Origin of the sequence: Paenibacillus sp. NPDC058071 (assembly GCF_042885235.1) — a bacterium.
Taxonomy (GTDB): Bacteria; Bacillota; Bacilli; order Paenibacillales; family Paenibacillaceae; genus Pristimantibacillus.
Genome location: NZ_JBHVSK010000003.1, coordinates 459,016 through 480,770, shown reverse-complemented (window position 1 = coordinate 480,770; position 21,755 = coordinate 459,016). Strand labels below are relative to the sequence as shown.

Here is a 21,755-nt window from a genome sequence, read left to right as displayed (position 1 = left end):
TGAGATGGAGGTTTATTTGTTATACCTGTTTTTCAGTATAGCAAATCTGAGGCATTTCAAAAAGCTACACTTGACATACCATTAGCTGGTTTTATGTGTGGGAATGAACGGGCCGATTCTGCTTATCGCGATGTCACGTAATGCGCTGCAGTGAACACGGCTTAATGTAATTTCAATATCATTGCCTAATGCTAAGTTAACACGGAAAAAAAGAGGTGGCGAGGTGGCGTTATCGCGCCGATGACTTCCGAATGTCAGGATGCAGCACGATGGCGGCGACCGGTAGAGTATGGTGCAATTCAAAACGAGCGAAAGAAATGTAAGGCTGGGCACGGCGCATGCAAGCGGCAGTTAGCCTGCCTGCCGGGATTTTTCTTTATCTCGTCCAGAAGATGACTCTTTGCCTGCTCCAGCCGATTGCGGTGAATCAGTTTCGGAAAGCGCTCTAGTCCGCTGTTCCGCTGGACGTTCCATATGGCAAGTACCGTTCATCATGCCGCCCTCTTGAATTACGAGCGATTGAGCTGTAACGCTGCCGGTTAATTGCCCGGTCGCCGTGACAGTCAAGCGGCCTTTGGCGACGACGTCGCCGTACACTTTCCCGGCAACCGTAATTTCTTTGGCCGTTATGCTGCAGCGGGCGTGGCCGAGTTCACCGATAATGACGTCTCCCGCGCATTCGATTTCGCCGCTGAATTCACCTTCCAGGCGAAGGTTCGCTTCACAGATGAGCTTTCCTTCCGTATGCGTTCCTTGCCCGATTAACGTATCGGTGGCGGAAAAACGCTTATTTTCTTTAAACATTGGAATTCGCCCTCCTTAAATATAGGAGCGGGTTGACCGCTTCATTTTTTTGCATGATTTGAAAGTGAAGATGGGAACCGGTGCTGCGCCCGGTCGAGCCGAGCAAGCCGATTTTCTCGCCTCGGACGACCGTATCGCCGGTTCGGGCTTCAATCGCTTTCAAATGCATATAGACGCTTTGCAGGCCATTGCCGTGATCAATCACAATGTGGTTGCCTTCGGAGCTGCTGTACCCGCTTTCCGTTACCGTACCGTTCGCCGCACTGAAGACGGGATCGCCGGATTTGCCGGATATGTCGATGCCGGCATGGAACGTCGCTTTTCCGGTGAAGGGGTCCTTCCGGTACCCGAATCCCGATGTCATCTGGCGCGACGACGTCGGCCATCTCGAAGGGAGGGCGTCGAGCTTAGCCTGCCGCAGCTGTTGCTCCTTCCAGGCCACAGCCATCGTCTGCTCCATAGCGTCCACCATCGTGCTGAGCGCTTGGAAATCGAGCGAGGAAGTGCTGGCTAGAGCAGCTAGCTGGCGCGTCTCTCGCTGTGACTTGGAATAGGCAATCGACGAAGAGAGACGGTTGTCGTCGGCAGAAGAGCCGTTTAGCGACAGCGCCTGTACTTCCGTTCTGGAGGAGGCTTTGCCTGACGAGAAGTCGGGATCGCCGTCTCCAGGCTCCACTAGAGTGCCGTATTTTTCGATAAATTGCTGCAGCTTGCTCTCAAGCGCTTCAAGGTCGTTCACCTGCGTTTGCAGCTGTTTCGCTTGCGTGGATAGACGGGCGATTTCCTGCTGCAGGACGGCGATTGAATCGTCTTTTGCGGAGACGGTGTCCGCGTAATGCGTTTGCTGTTCCGACATTTGATCCTCCAGACTGTCGATCGCGAACGCGGATTTGATCTGGAGGCCCGCAATACAGCCAGAGACAGCAAGCACGGCGGCAGCTGGCGCTGCGACAACCGAACGCTTCGAAACATGGAACTGCTTAACGGTTTTATCGGCGCCGCGCATAAGCACTAGCGACCATCTAGCCTTTCTCGTACGATTCAATAGTCGTTCTCCTTCCGGCCGGTATAGATTTAGAACGTTCTAATGCTATTTATTCCCGTTTGAACGGAAACATGCCATTAGAATGATGAGAATAGACGGTGGAAGGGTTTGAGGGAAGGAGAGTAGAACGCGCTTAAGGACTTCGAGTAGAGAGAGAAAGTGCAAATAAACAAAGCGCCCCGCAAGGAGCGCTTTGTTGTAATGGGTCTACTTAATCGCTGCAATAGCCTGTATCGTCTCGGGCGTGAGTGCGAACGAGCGGCCTTGCATTTGCTCAGGCGGTAAGTTGGCCAGCAGCGCCGCTCTGTTTTGAATCTCGTCATCCAGTTCAAGTACGCGAGCACGATACTTCTCTTTGTTCGCTTCATCGGTTGTCATAGCTCCGAGGTAGGCGCTGATCGCTTTCTCGTAAAATTGAATATCCCATTGGAATTTCCCAATCGCCTCGTCGAGGATGGCCAGCTCTTCTGTAAGCTTATCCTGTTTATGCAGATTGTTGCTTAACATGAGGAACACATTACGGTTATATGGATCATGCTTTTTCGCCTCGTTCAACGTCCGGACCGCCTCTTCCCTGTATTGAGGGTCTTGCGTTTGATCGAAGGCTTGCTCCAGCACTTCAACTTTCGAAATCGAAAAGACCGTATGCTTCGGAGACGCTTTAATGACTTGATCAAACTTTGGAACAACTTCATTGATGCTCATTTGCCCCGTAGACGCTTGCTTAATGGTCTTGTCGAAGCTTTGCAGAGCCCGGTATTCGCGGCCTGCACCAATTAAGAGAGTAATTGCGATTAATCCGATTGCGGACGGATAAACAATTTTCCCAAGTCCGGCTGTTTTTCTTAAAGACAATCGTTGTATCGTAAGCAGCTTACCGTATGGTGCAATCATGCTGCCCAGACTGATGAATACAAGCGAGCTAATATAAACGTAGCTCATATCGAAGTCTATCGCGCTATGAAGCAGCAGCGATAAAGACAAAATAAAGAAGATGAAATGACTGCCTCTCTTTTCTGGATAACGGATATATGCCCGGATGTAGAGAAAGTAAATATAGGCGAGCAATCCGACTAAGATAAGGATACCTATCCAACCTACTTCGACGAGTGTTTGAACAAAATAACTGTGGGCTTGACGACTCCAATAAGGGTTGTTCTGGTATTGCTCATAGAGAGATTGCCAGCCGCCGCCGCCAGCGCCGAGCAGCGGATAGTCTTTAGCGACCTTTAAGCCGTCCTCGTAAAAGGTCCAGCGTTCCAGTACGCTGTGCTGCTGAAGATTAATGCTTTCGAACCGTTCCGCTATTTTATCCGGCAGTATGCCGCGAATGGCGCTGCTCGAGAACAGAAGAATCATGACTACTGATCCTAACGCAATAATAGCTCCAGGTACGACGGCGAAAGACCATTTGCGCTCGCTAAGCTTTGACGTCTTAATTTGCATCCAAGGATATAACTTGTTATGAAGGAATAGAATCAGGCCGGCGTTAACGATTGCAGCCGCCGCAAGGATAAGCCAGCTTTGCAGCGGGAGCTTATCGAACATCGAGATCGTTGTAGGTCCTTTCTCAGCTGTAGGCTGTACAATTGCGGCAATTGCGTCGGCATTAGCAGTAATTTTACCTAGAATAACGAACGAAAGTAACCCGGTTAGTGTGAAATATACAATATAGGCAATTTGTTGAGCGAATCGCAAAAACGGAATGATGATCAGTATCATAACCGGAATGATGACAATGGCACCGCGTGAATATGTCAACAAAAACGAAATCAGAATGGGCACCAGCATGATGGCATTAGCGAGTCGCATATACCATCTGGTACAGGTTGCCGCATAATAAAGCGAAACGAGCAGTACGGCGGTCAGAAATCCGGCATAGGTATTTGAATATTGGAAAAACGCCGACAGGCGATAGCCGTCGTGAGCAAGCCATAAGCCATCCCTATAATAATCTTGACCGAATAGAAGCAGCAGTCCATAGAAAACAATGATATAGCTGGTCAGCATCAGCGTGTATTCGACAAGTTTACGGGCCGAGACGCGTTCCCCTGCATAAAGAGCGGCAATAAACAGCGCGGCCATCAGGAAAATAACAAAGGTCATAAATCCAGCATAATAGCTCGAAACGGCTTGAAATGAAGAAAGCCAATAAACAAGCGGAAACAGTAGAATCAAGATCGACAGCAGACTGCGATGACTGCCAAGCTCCCAACGGCTACGAAAAGCATATAGCGCGGTTACAGCCAGAAGCACATACCCGAAAAAAACGGCGGTATAAATCGCCGATTCAAAACCGTACTCGTAGCCGTTAAAAAGCGCCCGGTCAAATGGAAAAATGAGAATAAACAACGATAAACCAATTGTTAAAAGCCAATGCAACAGCGGTGATTCAGCAGCCAACGGCATGCTATTACTCTTCTTTTTACTAGCTCCCATGGTTAAACTCCTTACCTACTTAGTGTTTCGCTTCTCTGAGTATTTTAACAAATGAGGTAAGAGATTACTATATTGAAAGCCGCGGATATTGTATGCTTATGGAAAAAAATGAAACAAACTCATGTACATAAAATCGACAAAGAGGGCTATGGTTCAACAAAAAGGAAGAAAGATAAGGTATTCAGTAGCTGGAAACTTTGATAAAATGTTTATAAGCATGCCTGCATGGAAGCATATTTGGGGAATGAGGATTATAGACAATGGCAATTAGAATGTGGCGGGAGTTTGTTAAAATCCAAAAATTTATTTTGGAATTTTCTATAAAAGATTTTAAAGCGAGATACTTAGGTTCGTTTCTAGGCGTGTTGTGGGCTTTTATCCAGCCGACTATCCAAATACTGATATTTTGGTTTGTATTTCAGGTTGGTTTCAAATCGATGCCTGTAGACGATTTTCCATTTATTTTGTGGCTGATCTCGGCCATGATACCTTGGTTTTTTATTTCTGATAGTATACAGCATTCGACAAACTCAATTGTCGATAACAGTTATTTAGTTAAAAAGGTTGTTTTCCGCGTCAGTATTTTGCCGGTCGCCAAAATTTATTCGGCTCTATATATCCATTTGTTTTTTATCTTTTTTATGATGGCGATGTTTGCTATCTATGGATACTGGCCGTCGCTATACAATTTGCAAATCTTATATTATCTGCCGGCTGCGAGTTTACTGATTCTGGGTATATCTTGGATTACATCTTCTCTGGTTATATTTCTCAAGGATGTAGGCCAATTTATTTCGATGATGCTGCAGTTCGGTTTCTGGCTTACTCCGATTTTTTATTCATTGGATATTGTGCCGGAAAGATTTCAACTCTTATTTAAACTTAACCCTTTCTATTACATTATTGACGGTTATAGAAATTCTTTTGTCTATCACGAGTGGTTCTGGGAACATCCAAGAATGACTCTCTATTACTGGGTCGTAACACTTTTTGTACTGGCTGTGGGAACATTGGTTTTTAAAAAGCTTCGTCCCCATTTTGCTGACGTTTTATAGGAAGGAAGAGAGGCTTTTGGAAACGGATATAGCCATTGAAGTAAGCGGTTTGACAAAAATGTACAAGTTGTACGAGAAGCCGTCGGATCGGGTAAAAGAAGCGATGAACCCGTTAAAGAAAAGCTATCATAAAGATTTCAAAGCGCTGTCTGACGTTAGTTTTACTCTGAATAAGGGTGAAGCGCTTGGTATCATCGGTAAAAACGGTTCCGGGAAATCAACGCTTTTGAAAATGATAACGGGTGTTTTAACGCCTACCGCAGGACATGTCAAGGTGAACGGAAAAATAGCGGCCTTACTCGAACTGGGCGCAGGCTTTAATCCAGAATACAATGGCATAGAGAATATATATTTGAACGGCACGATTATGGGTTTTAGCAGAGAACAAGTTGATCAAAAACTGGAAGATATTTTAGAGTTTGCCGATATCGGCGATTTCATCTATCAACCGGTGAAGTCCTATTCAAGCGGGATGTTTGCGAGGCTTGCATTCGCAGTGGCCATTAATGTAGAACCCGATATATTAATTGTAGATGAGGCGCTTGCAGTAGGTGACGTTCATTTTCAGGCTAAATGCTATCGCAAATTCGACGAATTTAAAGAACAGGGTAAGACCATTCTTTTTGTAACCCATTCTTTGGAAAGTATTATACGGTATTGTACAAGCGCAATCGTTCTGAATGAAGGTCAATTGATTAGTCAAGGGGCACCGAAGGAAATGGTTGACATATTTAAAAAACTGATTGTCACTCGAGGGCCCGAATCGGTAAAGAAAGCGAAAAGCCAGCTAATTCTCGAATCAAAATGGAAAAATCAATTTGAACCTCATCCTGACCTTGTCGAGTACGGAGATAAAAATGCAGAGATTATTGATTACGGAGTTTTTAACAGTGCAAATCAATTGAATTCAACTTTACATAGCGATGAACGAATCTCCTTTAAAATGAGAGTCCACTTTCATCAAACGGTTTCTAATCCGATATTCGCGTATACCATTAAAGACTTGAAAGGAATGGAAATAGCCGGGAGCAACTCTTGGTACGATGGGGTGTTGACTGGCGATTTCAATCCTGGAGATGAGCTTGTAGTGACCTTCTCTCATGAACTAAATCTTCAAAATGGAGACTATATGTTATCACTCGGCTGTACAGGCTATGAAGGAGACGATTTGGTTGTTTACCATCGTTTGTACGATGTTGTCTTTTTCAAGGTAGTCTTGCTTAAGCAAATTGTAGGAATAACCAATTTGAACTCGGAAATTTCGGTAGAACCCATAAAGTAGAGAAGAGGATATTATGGAACCTATTTCGATAAATTTGAAATATTATAGCGGAACCGATCATTACAGTGATGGAGATGTTGAGGATGAGTTGCTTGAAATCGTGAAGAGGTCAGATTCCTATACGGAAATACTGAGAGCTAACGATAAGTGGCCAATCCTTTATCATCTAACCCCGCTCAGACGCAATCTTTTAGAATGGTACCCTTTCAAAGACGGAGCCTCCTTACTGGAAATCGGAGCGGGCTGCGGCGCTTTGACGGGGTTGTTTTGTGAGAAAGTAGAGAAAGTTGTAGCAGTAGAATTGTCCAAAAGAAGAGCTGAAATTATTTCCAATAGATGCAAAGGGAAACATAATCTCGAAATAATCGTCGGAAATTTAAACGATATCGAATTTGATCAGAAGTTTGACTATATTACGCTAATTGGAGTGCTGGAGTACGCTGGAAAGTATACGGAAGGGCCGCATCCTCATAAAAGTTTTATTGAGGCAGTCAAGTCGTTATTGAAGCCGGACGGAATGCTAATTATCGCAATTGAGAATAAATACGGGTTGAAGTATTGGGCGGGAGCGAGAGAGGATCATTCAGGTCAATTATTCGAGAGTATTGAGGGTTACAACGAGAAACATGGAGTTGAAACCTTTAGCCGAATGGATATGGAACAATTGTTGAAATCAGTTGGCTTAAGTGAAACCCGTTATTATTATCCTGTACCGGACTATAAATTACCTCATCAAGTTTACTCCGATGAGTATTTGCCGAAACCGGGCGAAATTAAAAATTCGCCTAACTACGATCGCAGCCGTTACCAGCTATTCGACGAGCAGTCTGTCGTAAACGGTTTAATTGATAATAAGCAATTTCCGTTCTTCTCCAATTCCTTTTTAATTTTTACTAACCAAGGTGGTAAGTGATGGATATTTTATTTGCGAAATATAACCGTGAACGGTTGCCAGAATTCCAAACAGAAACTGTTATTTACCGACTCGCGGACAAGATGTATTCCAAGAAAAAGGCGCTGTTCCCAGAAGCGGTTGATCATATAAATGCGATGGGACGCAATTATGAAATATTGAGCCAAACAATGAGCGATGTTGAAGTGGCAAAGTGCTTTATCGAAGGGGAAGCTATTTCTTTCGTTTATTCCGATGCGCCTTTGTTAGACTCCTATTTATACCGGACAATCGTTCAAAATAATAAAGAGCAGTTTTTTCATTATTTAGGTGTATATAAAAAAATGATCCTCAACCAGGCTAATTACGTTGAGGAAACTTTTGAGTCGAGCGAATCGTTTGAGCATGTATTCAAACAGAAGGTGAGTCTGAGGCAGGTTTACTGCATGCAGTATGCCAATGTTGATCTGACTTTTGACAATCTAACGCTCTCTGAAGCTGGAACGCTGACTGTCATTGATTACGAGTGGGTATTTCCCTTCGGAATACCTGTTGATTTTATTGTTTACCGAGCGATCAATGAATTTGTCGCTAAATATATGAAACAGATTACTGGTTTTATTGAAATTAATGCGATTTATAGTTTTTTCGAACTGGACATTGCTCGACTCTCCCTGTATGAGGAGATGGAAAAAGGTTTTCAAAATTATGTGTTTGGAGAAAACCGGTTGTATAAATCGACCTATAGAGTCAGCAACGATGTAATTGCTCTGGAAGGACTGGAGCAGCGCAATGTTCAGTTAAATCATGAAGTGGAATCAAAGAATCAAGAAATTGCATCCACTTTGGAGAAGTATGAGTCTGCCAATAGGCAAATAGAAGAAGCACGCTTGCAAAGTGAGGACTATAAAAACAAGTTAAACCTGTTACATGAAAAATTGGCTGCTGAAGTTGAAGAAAACAAATTATTGGAGCAACAAATGGAGCAGCAAATGGAGCGGCAAAATCAAGAACTGCGCAATAAGGATGGGCATATTGAGCAGCTCTTGTTAAGCGAACGAGAACTACATAATATTCATGGCTCCGGCGGATGGAAATTACTAAAACGTTACTATAAGACTAGAGATGCATTAGTACCTAGTAATTCCAAGCGACGGGTCTTTTTGAAGCTGTTCGCCAGCTTGGCTAGAAATCCAAAGTTCGTTGTTTCCAAAATGAATAAGCAAAATCTGAAAAAGTTGAGATATTACTTAAACGCGGAAGATTCAAGACAACTAGAGAATCGAATTGATTCCTTTGTGGAACGTCATTTACCAGCGGATGAGAGTAAAGCGCCTATTCAACTGTTCAAGCCGGAAAATTATACGAAGCTTATATTTGAGGAGCACGAGACCCCGCTCGTTTCTATCGTTATTCCCGTTTACAATCAGTTTGATTACACATACGCTTGTCTGCAATCGATTTTGACAAATACGCAAGGAATTGCCTATGAAGTTATTATTGCCGATGATATGTCCACTGATGAAACGGTGAATATAGGACAATATGCGGACAATATTAATGTAGTTCGAGATGGAGAAAACCGTGGTTTTCTTTTGAACTGCAATAACGCGGCAAAACAAGCTAAAGGGAAGTATATCTTTTTCTTAAACAATGATACGAATGTACAGTCGAATTGGCTGGATCACTTGTTAAGTGTTATCGAGTCCGATCCAACGACAGGAATGGTAGGCTCCAAGCTGATCTACCCGGATGGCAGGCAGCAGGAAGCTGGAGGAATTATATGGAGCGATGCAAGCGGTTGGAATTATGGGCGACTGGATGACCCTGAGAAGCCGGAATACAACTATGTGAAGGAAGCAGACTATATTTCTGGAGCGGCTATTCTAATTAGAACCTCATTGTGGATAGAATTAGGAGGCTTCGACGAGCGCTATGTTCCAGCATATTTTGAGGATACCGATTTAGCTTTTGCAGTCAGGGCGCTTGGCTATAAAGTATTGCTTCAACCGAAATCGGTTATTGTGCATTTCGAAGGCATATCGCACGGGACCGATACAGGAAGTGGAATTAAGAGTTACCAGGTGAAGAACAAAGAGAAGTTTCTGGAGAAATGGAAAATAGAACTGGAAAAAAATCAGTTTGCAAATGCAGAACATGTTTTTCTTGCTAGAGATCGTTCGCGCAACAAAAAAACGATTGTTGTCGTCGATCATTATGTGCCTCACTATGACAAAGACGCGGGTGGTCGCTGCACTCACCTATATATGAAGCTAATGGTTTCATTAGGTTATCGTGTTATTTTTATAGGCGATAATTTCTTTCAGCATGAGCCTTATACAAGCGAGCTTCAGCAAATCGGCATTGAAGTACTTTATGGAAATAGTTATGCAAAAAATATTCATCAATGGATCAAAACTAATGGCGAGTATATCGACTATGTCTATTTGAATCGGCCTCATATCTCAATTAAATATATAGATAGTTTTAAAAAGAACACGCAAGCGAAGATCATATATTTTGGCCATGATCTTCATTATCTTCGCGAACTGCGTAATTATGAACTGACCCGTAATCCTGCATTGCTGAAGTCTTCGGAAGAATGGAAAGAAATAGAATTTAAATTATTTAGTCTAGCGGATGTTATTCATGTCGTAGGTTCATTCGAGCAACAAGTATTACAAAAACTAATACCGGATAAGCCTATTAGGAATATCCCTCTATTTCCGTATAACGGCCTCTATGATCGCTCAACAAACGATTTTGCCGATCGTAAACATCTGCTTTTCGTAGGCGGTTTTAATCATAAGCCAAACTATGATGGTATCTTATGGTTTATTGAGAACGTATTGCCCGCAATAAAAAGAGAAATCCCGGATATTAAGCTTTTCATTGTTGGTTCGAACCCTCCTAATGATTTATTGGAACAACAAAGCTCAAATATTATTGTGACAGGGTTTGTTTCAGATGAAGAATTGGAGCATTACTATAATAGTTGCCGGGTCGTTATCGTGCCTTTAAGATTTGGGGCGGGCGTTAAAGGCAAAGTAATTGAGGCTTTGTATTATCAAGTTCCAATCGTTACTACTGCAATTGGTGCCGAAGGATTGGAAATTAGCGAAGGCATTATGACGGTTTGTGATTCAGAAACTGAATTCGCGAATGCTGTCGTGAAAAAGTATAATGACGAGTTAGAATGGAAGACAAATGCAAACGCATCTCGTCAATTTATTAATGAGTTCTTTACTGTGGACGCTGCCAAGGAGATATTATCTTTGGATATTTCAAATATCAGGAGAGTTCAAAATGATTAACTTGGTTTTGTGTGGAGGAAATGGAACAAGGCTGTGGCCCTTATCCAGAACTTTATATCCAAAACAATTTAATAAATTTATTTCCAATCGTTCCTTGTTCCAAGAGACAGTGGAGCGCAATAAATTGCTTTGCAGTGATTCTTTTATTGTTTCAAATCAAGAACAATACTTTCTTGTGCTGGACCATTTAGAGGAACTTGGGCATACCGATACCCGATTTCTGCTTGAGCCGGTAGGGAAAAACACTGCTCCCGCGATAGCACTTGCCTGCATGGCACTTGATGAGAATGAGTTAGTGTTGGTTACGCCATCAGACCATATAGTGGCTAATCAAGATGCTTATATGTCCTGTATAGAAATGGCTAAATCAATGGCCGAAGAAGGGTTTATGGTTACATTTGGAATAAAACCGAGTTATCCAGAAACAGGATATGGTTATATTGAGTCTAAAGGCAGCGATGTACTTTCGTTTAAAGAAAAGCCTAGCCGTGAAATTGCAGATAAGTATATCAAGGCGGGAAACTTTTATTGGAACAGTGGTATTTTTCTTTTCAAAGCGGGAGTTTTTCTTCAACAATTGCAGAAACATGCCCCAAGCATTGAACAGGCTGCATCATTGGCTTTTAAGAATGCTTCCAAACAGTCGCTCCTTTATAGAGTTCATGCTGACGATATGGAGACTATTCCAGCCGACAGTATAGATTATGCGGTTATGGAGAAAAGCGATATTGTAAAAGTAGTGCCATCTGATTTCGGTTGGTCGGATCTGGGCAGTTTTGAATCGCTCTACGATCAAATGGAGAAGGACGAAAGTGGCAACTCTCTATCCGAGAAGCATATTAATATCGACTCGCATCAAAATTTGATTATAGCGGACAGCAGAGTCGTAACAACCATTGATGTGGAAAATTTAATCATTGTTGATACACCTGACGCTTTACTAGTTTCTAAACAGGGATCGTCTCAGAAGGTTAAACAAGCGGTAGAAGTATTGAAGCATAGAGGCTCGTTGTTAGTGGACAGCCATGTGACAGCTTATCGTCCTTGGGGTAAGAATACTGTTTTAGACCACTCTTCTAACTACAAAATTAAAAAAGTCATTATCAAACCTGGGCAAAGACTAAGTATGCAAAAACATTTTCATCGTAATGAACATTGGATTGTAGTAAGTGGAACCGCGTTAATTACAGTGAATGGTGAGGAGTCGCTGTTGAGAACGAACGAATCGACCTTTATTAGAATGGGCGAGGAGCACTCCGTTCTAAACCCTGGGAAGATCGATCTGCATTTGATTGAGGTGCAAGTAGGAGAGTATATAGAGGAAGATGATGTGGTAAGAAGTAGTAGTGCTTTGACCTGAAATTCCGTCTACTAGGAGGACTAAAAATTGAAGAAAAGAACCATAGGACATAGGATCGAAAAAATGCTCGAGTCAACGCGATATCCTATTCCTGTTATGATTCTAGTTGTGATTTGCATGTACTATAAAGTGATTATAGGAAAGCTATGGATGAAGTGGGATATGTACGGAGGGATTTTTCCAAGCTTTGTGAGTGTTTCTTCACATCTGAAAGATGGTGCACTACCTCTATGGGAGCCTTTTGTTCATAGGGGAATTCCGATCTCTCATCTGCTGGGCGCTCCAATCTGGTACCCGACAACTATTCTATTTGGATTAATTGGACAGACACAATACCTTCTTCAATTACAATTTTTTCTAATTATATTGTCAGCGGCAATTTTTATGTATTTGGCCTGCACACTATATGTGAATAATAGGTGGCTGTGCGCAATTGGAGGGATTGCCTATTCTTCTTGCGGTCTATTCGTTGCTAATGCAGAGCATATTACCTTTATCATAACGGCAAGTCTTTTTCCTCTTCTGCATTATTCAATAAAAAAAATGGTAGAAAATCAAAGCTCTAAATTTTTTTCGATTTTATTCGGAACGACTGTTGCTTTATTAGTACTAAATAGCTATCCACCATTTGTGATTTTTTGTTTGTTTTATATTGTTTTTGAGCTGATTGTGTCTTACAAGAAAATTAATAAGCTGGCATTAATAAAGCAAATGATTTTAGCGATTATCGTTGCTGTTGCCGGCTCTTTTGTGACGCTGGTTACAACTGTTCAAGTAATGAGCGAGATAACAAGAAGTAAAGTGCCATGGGATATCGCTACTAACACTTCACTAAATATATGGAATTGGTTTGCTTCGCTAACTCCAGCTATTGCACAATTGGCAAAATCATTAAATCCGCCAATGGATATTTCAATGAACAATACGTATATTGCATTGCCATTACTAATGGGAGCCTTTTTAATCGGTTCATTTGAAAGAAATAAAAAAGTTCTGTATGTATTCTTGTTTTTTTCAATATTGCTTTGTATGGGGCGATATGCACCAGTCTATCAGTTCTTCTATCATTTCGTACCAGGAATAGATACCTTTAAATTCCCTGCAGGACTTCGCTATTTTTATTTTTACTTTTTGACAATTATTGCACTGCGAAATATTCAATTTGTTATGGAAAGTAAAGAATCGAACTGGAATGAACAGTACGCGAAGATTGTTAAAGTGTTTATAGGGATATTTGTCGTAATACTGTTATCAATCAGCAGTATGATGATAAAACCAATGGAACCGATGCAACCAACCGAATGGATGATAAAATACTTTGGCGAAGAGATAGTCGTTACAATTATTATTTTGTTTCTATTTTTGATTGCTATTAATAAAAAGAGTAAAGTAGTATTTATTAGTTCATTTATTGTTTTAACTATAGTGTTTTCTGTGTTGGGAGTTTATAGAAACCAGGTATTTACAATCGGTACTGAAGAGAGACCTTTTTCTTATAACGAGGCTATAGATGCCCTTTATAAAGGTGAAAACAATACCATTGCGAATGAATATGCCGAAAATTCTACAATCTTAGAAAGTGATTCTATTTTCTACCAGAGGTTTAATACCGGGGGTTATGTTGGCAGTTTTGATCTGAAAAATTTTGAAGTTGCATTTGTAAATCAAATGCTGCCTAATGTAGGAGAGCCAGCAGTATGGGCAACCGAAACCGAATTATATGATAATGGGGTTAAAAAGATACTTCCTACTAATATTCAGTGGTTTAAAAATAAGTTTGTAGTAGATGTGCAGTCCGATACCTCTCAATCGCTCGTTTTCGAACAAACCTATTTCCCAGGCTGGAGAGCTGAAGTAAACGGTGAAAAGGTAGATGTGAGGCAATTCAGTGCTGCCGGTCTTATCGCTGTACCAATAAATGCAGGAGACAATAATGTAGTATTGGAATACAAGCCTATGCTTGTGATTATATCTGCATACGTTACATTTACAGCATGGCTCGTTTTATTCGTCTATTTTATTGTTACTTTTGTAAGACGATTTAAAGGAAATGCAATCAAATAGTAAATAGCGCTGGGAGGTAGCAAAAATGCAGAGTTCACTATCTAGTAAAATTATTGAAGTCAATGTACTTGGTGATGATAGAGGCCAACTTACTGTAGTCGAAGAAAATAAAACAATTCCGTTCGAGATGAAACGAGTATTTTATATCTATGGTACTGTTGAGGGAGTGCGGAGAGGATTTCATGCTCACTACAAAACAAGACAAGCTTTAATATGCGTTTCGGGTTCTTGCTCTATTCATTTAGATAATACGGAAAGAAAAGAAGAGGTTCAATTAGATTCACCCAATAAAGTTCTCATTTTGGAACCCAATGATTGGCATGAAATGTATGATTTTTCTCCAGATTGTGTATTGCTTGTTCTAGCGTCTCATTTGTATGATCCAGATGATTACATAAGAGATTATTCCAAGTTTTTGGAAGTGTACGGGGCGTGAATTCCAACCTAAAATAAGTAACAGACTAGGAAGATTTGATCCTTAAGTGCATATGATTATAGAGTGTGTCTGTTAATAAAACAAAGAGTAGGTGACGTATGAAAATATTGGATACGAAGCTACTGGATGCAAAGTTATTGGAGCCGGCTGTTTTTAGCGATAATCGGGGTTTTTTTATGGAGAGTTACAATCAGAAAACGTTTAACGAGAATGGTATCGCTACAGATTTTATTCAAGATAATCATTCCTTATCAGTAGAGGCGGGGGTCCTTAGAGGACTGCACTATCAACTTAATCCGCATGCACAAACCAAGCTGATTAGAGTAACTACGGGAGTCATTTATGATGTGATCCTTGATATTCGAAAAGGTTCACCGACCTTTGGACAATGGCAAGGGTTTATTCTGAGTGCATCAAACAAAAGGCAATTGTTAGTGCCGCGTGGGTTTGCTCATGGTTTTTGCACATTAGTTCAGAATTGCGAAGTTATATATAAAGTGGACTCTCTTTACTCGCCTGAATGTGATCGCGGTATTGCATGGAATGATCCGCAGTTAAACATCGATTGGCCGATTACAAACCCTATTACTTCAGATAAAGACAGCAGGCACCCTCTGTTCGCTAATGCAGAAATTAATTTTGTTTATAATGAGTAGTTTAAATATCAATAAAGTAGGTGCGACGTGAAAGGTATAATACTTGCTGGTGGAAGCGGTACACGATTATATCCGCTTACTAAAACGATCTCAAAGCAGCTTCTTCCGATTTATGATAAGCCCATGATTTATTATCCATTATCCGTTTTAATGCTGGCGGGAATAAGAGAAATATTAGTTATTTCGACACCAGAAGATACGCATCGGTTTGAAGCGCTTCTAGGGGATGGAAGTGATTTTGGACTTGCTATTAGTTATGCGATTCAGCCATCGCCTGATGGCCTAGCCCAAGCTTTTGTTATAGGAGAAAGCTTTATAGGTGATGACAATGTGGCGTTAATACTCGGAGATAATATTTTTTACGGGCAAAACTTCACTGAAATGTTGCTTAGGGCCGTTTCTAATGACAGCGGTGCAACTGTGTTTGGATATAAAGTAAAAGATCCTCAGCGTTATGGAGTTGTAGAATTTGATGATAAAATGCGGGCTATATCTATTGAAGAAAAACCGAAAGAGCCGAAGTCAAATTATGCAATTACAGGACTTTATTTTTATGACAATCAAGTCGTCAAGTATGCCAAACAAATAACTCCTTCAGCAAGGGGAGAATTGGAAATAACAGATATTAACAAAATGTATCTGGAGAACGGGACATTAAATGTTCAAATGTTTGGCAGAGGGTTTGCTTGGCTGGATACCGGGACGCATGAATCGCTTATGCAAGCATCCCATTTCATTGAAACGATTGAAAAACGCCAAGGGTTTAAAGTGGCCTGTATTGAAGAGATTGCTTACTTGAAAGGATATATAACGAAAGAACAGCTAGTTAAGCTTGCGGAACCACTTTCTAAAAATGAATACGGTCAATACTTATTGGAATTGGCGAAAAAAGGAGATTGACAAATGAAAATTATTATAACTGGCGGTGCCGGGTTTATTGGAAGTAATTTTGTTTTATATATGGTAAATAAATATCCAGATTACCAGATCATTAATATAGATTCTCTAACCTATGCTGGGAATTTAGAAAATCTTCGTTCGGTAGAGGAACATCCTAATTATCAATTCGTTAAAGCAGATATTACAGATAAAGTAGCATTAGAACCGCTATTTGAAGGAGTCGATGCGGTTCTTAACTTTGCTGCAGAATCGCATGTGGACCGGAGCATTTTGCATCCGGAAATATTCGTACAAACGAATGTATTAGGTACTCAAACCTTACTTGATTTGGCTAGAAAGCATAATGTCTCAAAGTTCGTTCAAGTATCAACCGATGAAGTATATGGAACGCTTGGCGATACTGGTTTATTTACAGAAGAAACGCCGTTAGCGCCGAATAGCCCTTACTCGGCTAGCAAAGCGGCAGCTGATTTGTTGGTTCGCGCGTATCATGAGACGTTCGGATTGGCAGTGAATATAACGCGTTGCTCAAATAACTACGGGCCTTATCAGTTCCCGGAAAAGCTAATTCCTCTTATGATTCAAAATGCACTGCAAGATAAGCCGCTTCCGGTATATGGTGACGGACTTAATGTGCGTGACTGGTTATATGTTGAGGATCATTGCAGCGCCATCGATCTTGTTCTTCATAAGGGAAAAAATGGAGAAGTTTATAACGTCGGTGGCAATAATGAGAGGAACAATCTTCATGTGGTAAAAACAATACTACAGGAGCTAGGCAAACCTGAGTCACTAATCAGTTATGTTAAAGACCGTCCCGGACATGATCGCCGTTATGCTATCGATGCGGATAAAATTCGCAACGAACTTGGATGGAGTCCACGCTTTCCTTATGAAACTGGCATTAAAGAAACGATTCAATGGTATCTAAATAATAAGGAATGGATGGAGCAGGTCGTCTCAGGAACGTATCAGCTTTATTATGAAGCACAATACAAAGAACGGTTTGAGGCGGGAGAATAAAGCAGACTCTTCCAGTATATTTTATTCCTTGAAAGGAGAATATATGATTCCATTTTTGGATTTAAAACAAATTAATGTCCGTCATAGCGCTGAAATAACAGAAAGTTTGGAACGCGTATTGCATTCGGGTTGGTATATATTAGGCAAAGAGGTTGAAGAGTTCGAGCAAGAGTTTGCGAGGTATTGCGGTACTAAATACTGTTTAGGGGTCGCTAACGGATTAGATGCGCTTTCTTTGATTTTAAAAGCACATGACATTGGAGAAAACGATGAAGTTATCGTTCCATCCAATACATACATTGCATCAATACTAGCAATATCAAGCACTGGTGCTACGCCTGTTCTTGTTGAGCCAGACATTTTAAGCTACAATATCGACCCAAAAGCTATTGAAGAAAAGATTACACCACGGACTAAGGCTATTATGGTCGTGCATCTATACGGTCAATCATGTGATATGAGAGCGATAAATGAAATAGCGGCTAAATATAATTTGAAAGTTTTTGAGGATTGTGCGCAATCGCATGGAGTAATCTTTGATGAGGTTAGAGCGGGTAACTTAGGGGATGCTGCTGCATTCAGTTTCTATCCTGGAAAAAACTTAGGAGCGCTAGGAGATGCCGGAGCGATAACATTAAACGATGAAGAGGTTTATGCTAAGTTAAAAGCACTCCGAAACTATGGTTCTCATCGCAAATATGAGAATTTATACAAAGGTGTAAATAGCCGGTTGGACGAAACTCATGCTGCAGTATTGAAAGTAAAACTCAAGTATCTAGATGAGGACAATGAGGTTCGCAGAACGATAGCAGAATACTACTCCGCTAATATAAAAAATAATCGAATTGTATTACCCGCCGTTACTGACAAAGACAGGCTGTCTCATGTTTGGCACTTGTTCGTGGTACGAACGGATAACAGGGACGAGCTTCAAAAGTTTTTGCACAGTAAAGGAATTCAAACATTAATTCATTACCCGATTCCGCCTCATAAGCAAGAAGCTTATAAAGAATGGTCGGAGAGAAGCTATCCGCTCTCGGAACAAATTCATAGAGAAATATTAAGCTTGCCAATAAGTCCGGTTATGAGTATGGAAGATGTGCGCATAGTAACGGAGGCATTAAATGAATACTAAGAAACGATTTAGTATCGTTATTCCAATTTACTATAATGAGCAGAATATTCCCCATACAGTACCGAGACTGAAAAAATTACAAACCTTGTTACCCGAATATGAATTCGAATTTATATTTGTAGACGATGGTTCAAAAGATCGCTCTTTAGAACTGCTACTGTTGGAGAGAGAAAATGACAATCGGATTAAAATCGTCAAATTGAGTCGGAATTTTGGCTCGATGTCTGCTGTTCAGGCCGGACTCAAACAAGCGACAGGTGATTGCGTAGGCATTATATCAGCGGATCTTCAAGATCCGCCTGAATTATTTGCTGAAATGATAGCCAGATGGACAGCGGGAAATAAAGTAGTTATGGCAACACGCTCCGGTAGGGAAGAATCGTTCTCCCAACGTATGTTTTCTAATACCTATTATTATTTAATGAATAAGTTCGCTTTGAGAAACTATCCTGAGGGTGGTTTCGATTTCGTTCTTATCGATAAACAAATTGTAAGAGAACTGAACAGCATCGGTGAAAAAAACACTAATATTATGAGCCTGATTTTTTGGCTTGGACATTCCCAGGATACGATCTCGTATGTGAGACAGGAAAGAAAGCACGGGAAATCGCGATGGACGTTAAGCAAAAAAATAAAGCTATTTGTTGATTCGTTTGTAAGTTTCTCTTATGCTCCGATTAGAATGATGTCCCTAGTAGGTATCTTTACAGCAGCCTTGAGCTTCCTTTACGGAATTTTTGTTGTATTCAATGCTATTTTCGGCTACATTCCGCTTGAAGGCTGGGCAACTATAATTGCATTAATTACATTTTTATTGGGATTAAATATGGTTATGTTGGGGATTATTGGAGAGTACCTCTGGCGGATTCTGGACGAAAGCCGGAAAAGGCCAACCTACGTAGTAGATGAAATTTATGAATAGAGGGATACTATGTTATCTGAAACGGCAAGAATATATTCAAAAAGTATAGGATCTAATGTAGAGGTAAGGGATTATGCTATAATATACGAGCATGCGACAGTAAATGATAATGTGGTTATTGGCGAGCACTCGGTAATTGGCAGAAGCGCTACCCCAACTACAGTTATGAAGAAAGAGCTTTCCAAAAAGAAGGAAACAATCATTTCAGATGAGGTCTCGATTTGTAGCAATGTTATTATTTATGAGGACGTAACGATTGGCAGAGACTCACTGGTAGGCGATAACTCATCCATCATGCCGAATGTTCGAATTGGAGATGAGGTGCTAATTAGCCGGGGTGTTACCATTAATACCGAAGTGGAAATTGGTAGCTTTACACGAATAATGGATAACACTCATATAACAGGTAGAGTGAAAATCGGAAGTCATGTATTTATAAGTGTTGGAGTAAATATGGCAAATGATAATTTATTCGGTAAACATGGCTATAGCGATGATGTGTTTGGAGCTCTAATCGAAGATTATGTTTCGATCGGAGTTGGAGCAACTATTTTACCTGGCGTCAAAATTGGTCGTGGCAGTATTGTTGCAGCAGGATCAGTTGTCAAAAAAGATGTTCCCGAAGATGTTATTGTTTCCGGAAACCCAGCAAAAGTGGTCTCAAAAGTGCCTAGCGCAATGAAGAGATATTAGTTCAAGGAGGTTAGTTGGAGATGGGCAGTTACATTAAGGCAATCGATTACTACTTGCCAGAAAAAAAGGATTACAATGATCCGGAAGACCGAATGACGAAAAAGATCGGAGTATCTGTCAAAAATATTGCTGGCGAAAATGAATATGCCTCTGACCTGGCTTTCCATGCAGCAACCAAACTATTCGACTCAGATGCTATCGATAAGGCGGCAATCGATTTCCTACTTTACTGCACACAATCACCGGATCATTATTTGCCTACAACGGCATGCATATTGCAGGAGAGATTAGGACTTTCGACATCATGCGGTGCGTTGGATTTTAATTTAGGCTGTTCAGGATATGTATATGGGTTATCTTTGGCAAAAGGTCTAATTGAGTCGGGCGTAGCCCGAAATGTTTTGTTTTTAACAGCCGATACTTATAGTAAATATGTGAACGCAAATGATCGCAATGTTAAATTATTGTTTGGCGATGCAGCCTCAGCTACATTAATTTCTTCTGACGACAGTATCGGCAATCATGCAATAGGGCCCTTTGAATTAGGGACGGACGGAAAGGGTGCAGAACTTCTTATTGTCCCTGCGGGGGGCCTTAAGGAGCCGTTAAGTCCAGAGTCCTTAATCGAAGTAGTTGATGAAAAAGGAAATACACGTAATCGAAGTAACCTGTATATGGATGGAAATGCAATATTTAATTTCACGGCGTTGCAGATACCTAAAGCTATTAATGCCCTGTTAGAAAAAAGTCAACAGTCTTTGGAAGATTTTGATTATTTTGTTTTTCATCAAGCCAATCAATACATGTTGGAGACGATAAGAAGAAAATTAAATATTGATAAAGAGAAGTTTTCCATTCAATTTCAGGACTGTGGGAACACAGTGTCCTCCTCTATACCAATAGCCCTTATTAGGGATTTTAAAGAGGGTAGAACAAAGAATGGCGATAAAGTGATGTTGGTTGGGTTCGGAGTAGGTTTATCTTGGGGTATTTGTTCAATTACACTTAATATACATTAACTTAGAGGAGGATTTTGAAAATGAAATTAGAAGAATTTATTGCAAATTTTGAGGATATTGTAATGGTGGATCATGGTACGATCAACATGGAGACTCAGTTAAGTGATCTTGAGGATTGGGATTCCTTATCGAAAGCATCATTACTTGCAACATTTGAAGAACAGTTCTCTTTAAAGCTAGAAGACAGTGCACTAAGAAACTTACAAAGTTTTGCGGAAATTGTTGAATTAATTAAGGATCGTCTAGAATAGACAATGAGTCGATATTTTAATCGTGAGGTTATTAGATATGTTATAGCCGGTATGCTAAATACGGCTATAACCTATCTTTCTTATATCTTAATGCTGTTATTTGTTCCTTATTCAATTGCCTATTTAATTTCTTATCTTCTAGGTATATTATTCTCTTTTTTCATAAACTCCAAAATGGTCTTTCAAACAAAAATGACTTTGTGGAAACTGATACAATACCCTTTAGTCTATGTGGCTCAGTTTTTGCTAGGGTTATTTTTGCTGTATTTATTTATTGATAAGCTTTCAATGAACAATAAAATAGCTCCTCTAATTGTAACTATTGTTTCTCTTCCTGTGACTTACTTTGTAAGTAAATTTATATTATCTGGTAAACTGGGGCATTTACTTCTGAAGTGGATTAGAAAATCAACATAACGGCAAGTATGCCGGGGAGTCAATTACATTTATGAATAGGATATGAAG

General features: G+C 40.6%; 19 protein-coding genes. 16 read left to right on the top strand and 3 right to left on the bottom strand.

Annotated elements, in window-relative coordinates:
* Window positions 1–351 precede the first annotated feature (351 nt).
* From ACFVTB_RS07660 to ACFVTB_RS07650, 3 genes are all read right to left on the bottom strand, one after another.
* Window positions 352–804, bottom strand: coding sequence for a bactofilin family protein (locus ACFVTB_RS07660; protein ID WP_387746986.1), 453 nt, complete (start codon window positions 802–804; stop codon window positions 352–354).
* Window positions 797–1,849, bottom strand: coding sequence for a M23 family metallopeptidase (locus ACFVTB_RS07655; RefSeq protein ID WP_387746983.1), 1,053 nt, complete (start codon window positions 1,847–1,849; stop codon window positions 797–799). The genes ACFVTB_RS07660 and ACFVTB_RS07655 overlap by 8 nt, the downstream gene beginning before the upstream one ends.
* A 207-nt stretch (window positions 1,850–2,056) precedes the next feature.
* Entirely contained in the window at window positions 2,057–4,288 is a 2,232-nt protein-coding gene (locus ACFVTB_RS07650) for an O-antigen ligase family protein (protein WP_387746980.1), read from the bottom strand.
* A gap of 260 nt (window positions 4,289–4,548) precedes the next feature.
* On the opposite strand from ACFVTB_RS07650, the gene ACFVTB_RS07645 reads away from it, so the two are divergent.
* From ACFVTB_RS07645 to ACFVTB_RS07570, 16 genes are all read left to right on the top strand, one after another.
* The gene (locus ACFVTB_RS07645; RefSeq protein ID WP_387746977.1) at window positions 4,549–5,343 is read left to right on the top strand and encodes an ABC transporter permease; all 795 of its coding nucleotides are present in this window, start codon (window positions 4,549–4,551) and stop codon (window positions 5,341–5,343) included.
* Window positions 5,344–5,401: 58 nt separating this feature from the next.
* Entirely contained in the window at window positions 5,402–6,625 is a 1,224-nt protein-coding gene (locus ACFVTB_RS07640; protein ID WP_483875111.1) for an ABC transporter ATP-binding protein, read from the top strand.
* Window positions 6,626–6,638: 13 nt separating this feature from the next.
* Window positions 6,639–7,538, top strand: coding sequence for a class I SAM-dependent methyltransferase (locus tag ACFVTB_RS07635; protein ID WP_387746972.1), 900 nt, complete (start codon window positions 6,639–6,641; stop codon window positions 7,536–7,538).
* Window positions 7,538–10,831 carry a glycosyltransferase gene (locus tag ACFVTB_RS07630; RefSeq protein ID WP_387746969.1) on the top strand — a complete coding sequence of 1,098 codons (3,294 nt, stop codon included), beginning with the start codon at window positions 7,538–7,540 and terminating at the stop codon, window positions 10,829–10,831. The genes ACFVTB_RS07635 and ACFVTB_RS07630 overlap by 1 nt, the downstream gene beginning before the upstream one ends.
* Window positions 10,824–12,191 carry a mannose-1-phosphate guanylyltransferase/mannose-6-phosphate isomerase gene (locus ACFVTB_RS07625; protein ID WP_387746966.1) on the top strand — a complete coding sequence of 456 codons (1,368 nt, stop codon included), beginning with the start codon at window positions 10,824–10,826 and terminating at the stop codon, window positions 12,189–12,191. Before ACFVTB_RS07630 ends, ACFVTB_RS07625 begins: the two co-directional genes overlap by 8 nt.
* A gap of 27 nt (window positions 12,192–12,218) precedes the next feature.
* A complete protein-coding gene (locus ACFVTB_RS07620) occupies window positions 12,219–14,255 on the top strand; it encodes a YfhO family protein (RefSeq protein ID WP_387746963.1) in 2,037 nt (678 codons plus the stop codon).
* A 25-nt stretch (window positions 14,256–14,280) separates the two neighbouring features.
* Window positions 14,281–14,691, top strand: a complete 411-nt coding sequence (locus tag ACFVTB_RS07615) for a sugar 3,4-ketoisomerase (protein ID WP_387746960.1) — start codon at window positions 14,281–14,283, stop codon at window positions 14,689–14,691.
* A gap of 98 nt (window positions 14,692–14,789) precedes the next feature.
* A complete protein-coding gene (gene rfbC / locus ACFVTB_RS07610; protein WP_387746957.1) occupies window positions 14,790–15,347 on the top strand; it encodes a dTDP-4-dehydrorhamnose 3,5-epimerase in 558 nt (185 codons plus the stop codon).
* A gap of 27 nt (window positions 15,348–15,374) precedes the next feature.
* Window positions 15,375–16,247: a glucose-1-phosphate thymidylyltransferase RfbA gene (rfbA, locus tag ACFVTB_RS07605; protein ID WP_387746955.1), complete on the top strand. Its 873-nt coding sequence runs from the start codon at window positions 15,375–15,377 to the stop codon at window positions 16,245–16,247.
* Window positions 16,248–16,250: 3 nt separating this feature from the next.
* A complete protein-coding gene (gene rfbB / locus ACFVTB_RS07600; protein ID WP_387746952.1) occupies window positions 16,251–17,270 on the top strand; it encodes a dTDP-glucose 4,6-dehydratase in 1,020 nt (339 codons plus the stop codon).
* Window positions 17,271–17,313: 43 nt separating this feature from the next.
* Complete coding sequence (locus ACFVTB_RS07595; RefSeq protein ID WP_387746950.1) at window positions 17,314–18,405, top strand: DegT/DnrJ/EryC1/StrS family aminotransferase; 1,092 nt, start codon at window positions 17,314–17,316, stop codon at window positions 18,403–18,405.
* Window positions 18,395–19,327, top strand: coding sequence for a glycosyltransferase family 2 protein (locus ACFVTB_RS07590; RefSeq protein ID WP_387746948.1), 933 nt, complete (start codon window positions 18,395–18,397; stop codon window positions 19,325–19,327). The genes ACFVTB_RS07595 and ACFVTB_RS07590 overlap by 11 nt, the downstream gene beginning before the upstream one ends.
* A 9-nt stretch (window positions 19,328–19,336) precedes the next feature.
* A complete protein-coding gene (locus ACFVTB_RS07585; RefSeq protein ID WP_387746946.1) occupies window positions 19,337–20,020 on the top strand; it encodes an acyltransferase in 684 nt (227 codons plus the stop codon).
* A gap of 20 nt (window positions 20,021–20,040) precedes the next feature.
* Complete coding sequence (locus tag ACFVTB_RS07580; protein WP_387746944.1) at window positions 20,041–21,039, top strand: ketoacyl-ACP synthase III; 999 nt, start codon at window positions 20,041–20,043, stop codon at window positions 21,037–21,039.
* 20 nt (window positions 21,040–21,059) lie between these two features.
* Complete coding sequence (locus ACFVTB_RS07575; RefSeq protein WP_387746942.1) at window positions 21,060–21,290, top strand: acyl carrier protein; 231 nt, start codon at window positions 21,060–21,062, stop codon at window positions 21,288–21,290.
* A 3-nt stretch (window positions 21,291–21,293) separates the two neighbouring features.
* Window positions 21,294–21,707, top strand: a complete 414-nt coding sequence (locus tag ACFVTB_RS07570; RefSeq protein WP_387746939.1) for a GtrA family protein — start codon at window positions 21,294–21,296, stop codon at window positions 21,705–21,707.
* Window positions 21,708–21,755: the final 48 nt, after the last annotated feature.

Excerpts from the sequence above, each read along its gene's own strand:
- ACFVTB_RS07570 (WP_387746939.1), top strand. The coding sequence starts at position 21,294 with ATGAGTCGATATTTTAATCGTGAGGTTATTAGATATGTTATAGCCGGT.
- ACFVTB_RS07580 (WP_387746944.1), top strand. The coding sequence starts at position 20,041 with ATGGGCAGTTACATTAAGGCAATCGATTACTACTTGCCAGAAAAAAAG.
- ACFVTB_RS07625 (WP_387746966.1), top strand. The coding sequence starts at position 10,824 with ATGATTAACTTGGTTTTGTGTGGAGGAAATGGAACAAGGCTGTGGCCC.
- ACFVTB_RS07645 (WP_387746977.1), top strand. The coding sequence starts at position 4,549 with ATGGCAATTAGAATGTGGCGGGAGTTTGTTAAAATCCAAAAATTTATT.
- ACFVTB_RS07575 (WP_387746942.1), top strand. The coding sequence starts at position 21,060 with ATGAAATTAGAAGAATTTATTGCAAATTTTGAGGATATTGTAATGGTG.
- ACFVTB_RS07595 (WP_387746950.1), top strand. The coding sequence starts at position 17,314 with ATGATTCCATTTTTGGATTTAAAACAAATTAATGTCCGTCATAGCGCT.
- ACFVTB_RS07635 (WP_387746972.1), top strand. The coding sequence starts at position 6,639 with ATGGAACCTATTTCGATAAATTTGAAATATTATAGCGGAACCGATCAT.
- ACFVTB_RS07615 (WP_387746960.1), top strand. The coding sequence starts at position 14,281 with ATGCAGAGTTCACTATCTAGTAAAATTATTGAAGTCAATGTACTTGGT.
- rfbC (WP_387746957.1), top strand. The coding sequence starts at position 14,790 with ATGAAAATATTGGATACGAAGCTACTGGATGCAAAGTTATTGGAGCCG.
- ACFVTB_RS07660 (WP_387746986.1), bottom strand. The coding sequence starts at position 804 with ATGTTTAAAGAAAATAAGCGTTTTTCCGCCACCGATACGTTAATCGGG.
- ACFVTB_RS07585 (WP_387746946.1), top strand. The coding sequence starts at position 19,337 with ATGTTATCTGAAACGGCAAGAATATATTCAAAAAGTATAGGATCTAAT.
- ACFVTB_RS07630 (WP_387746969.1), top strand. The coding sequence starts at position 7,538 with ATGGATATTTTATTTGCGAAATATAACCGTGAACGGTTGCCAGAATTC.
- rfbB (WP_387746952.1), top strand. The coding sequence starts at position 16,251 with ATGAAAATTATTATAACTGGCGGTGCCGGGTTTATTGGAAGTAATTTT.
- ACFVTB_RS07650 (WP_387746980.1), bottom strand. The coding sequence starts at position 4,288 with ATGGGAGCTAGTAAAAAGAAGAGTAATAGCATGCCGTTGGCTGCTGAA.
- ACFVTB_RS07640 (WP_483875111.1), top strand. The coding sequence starts at position 5,402 with ATGTACAAGTTGTACGAGAAGCCGTCGGATCGGGTAAAAGAAGCGATG.
- ACFVTB_RS07590 (WP_387746948.1), top strand. The coding sequence starts at position 18,395 with ATGAATACTAAGAAACGATTTAGTATCGTTATTCCAATTTACTATAAT.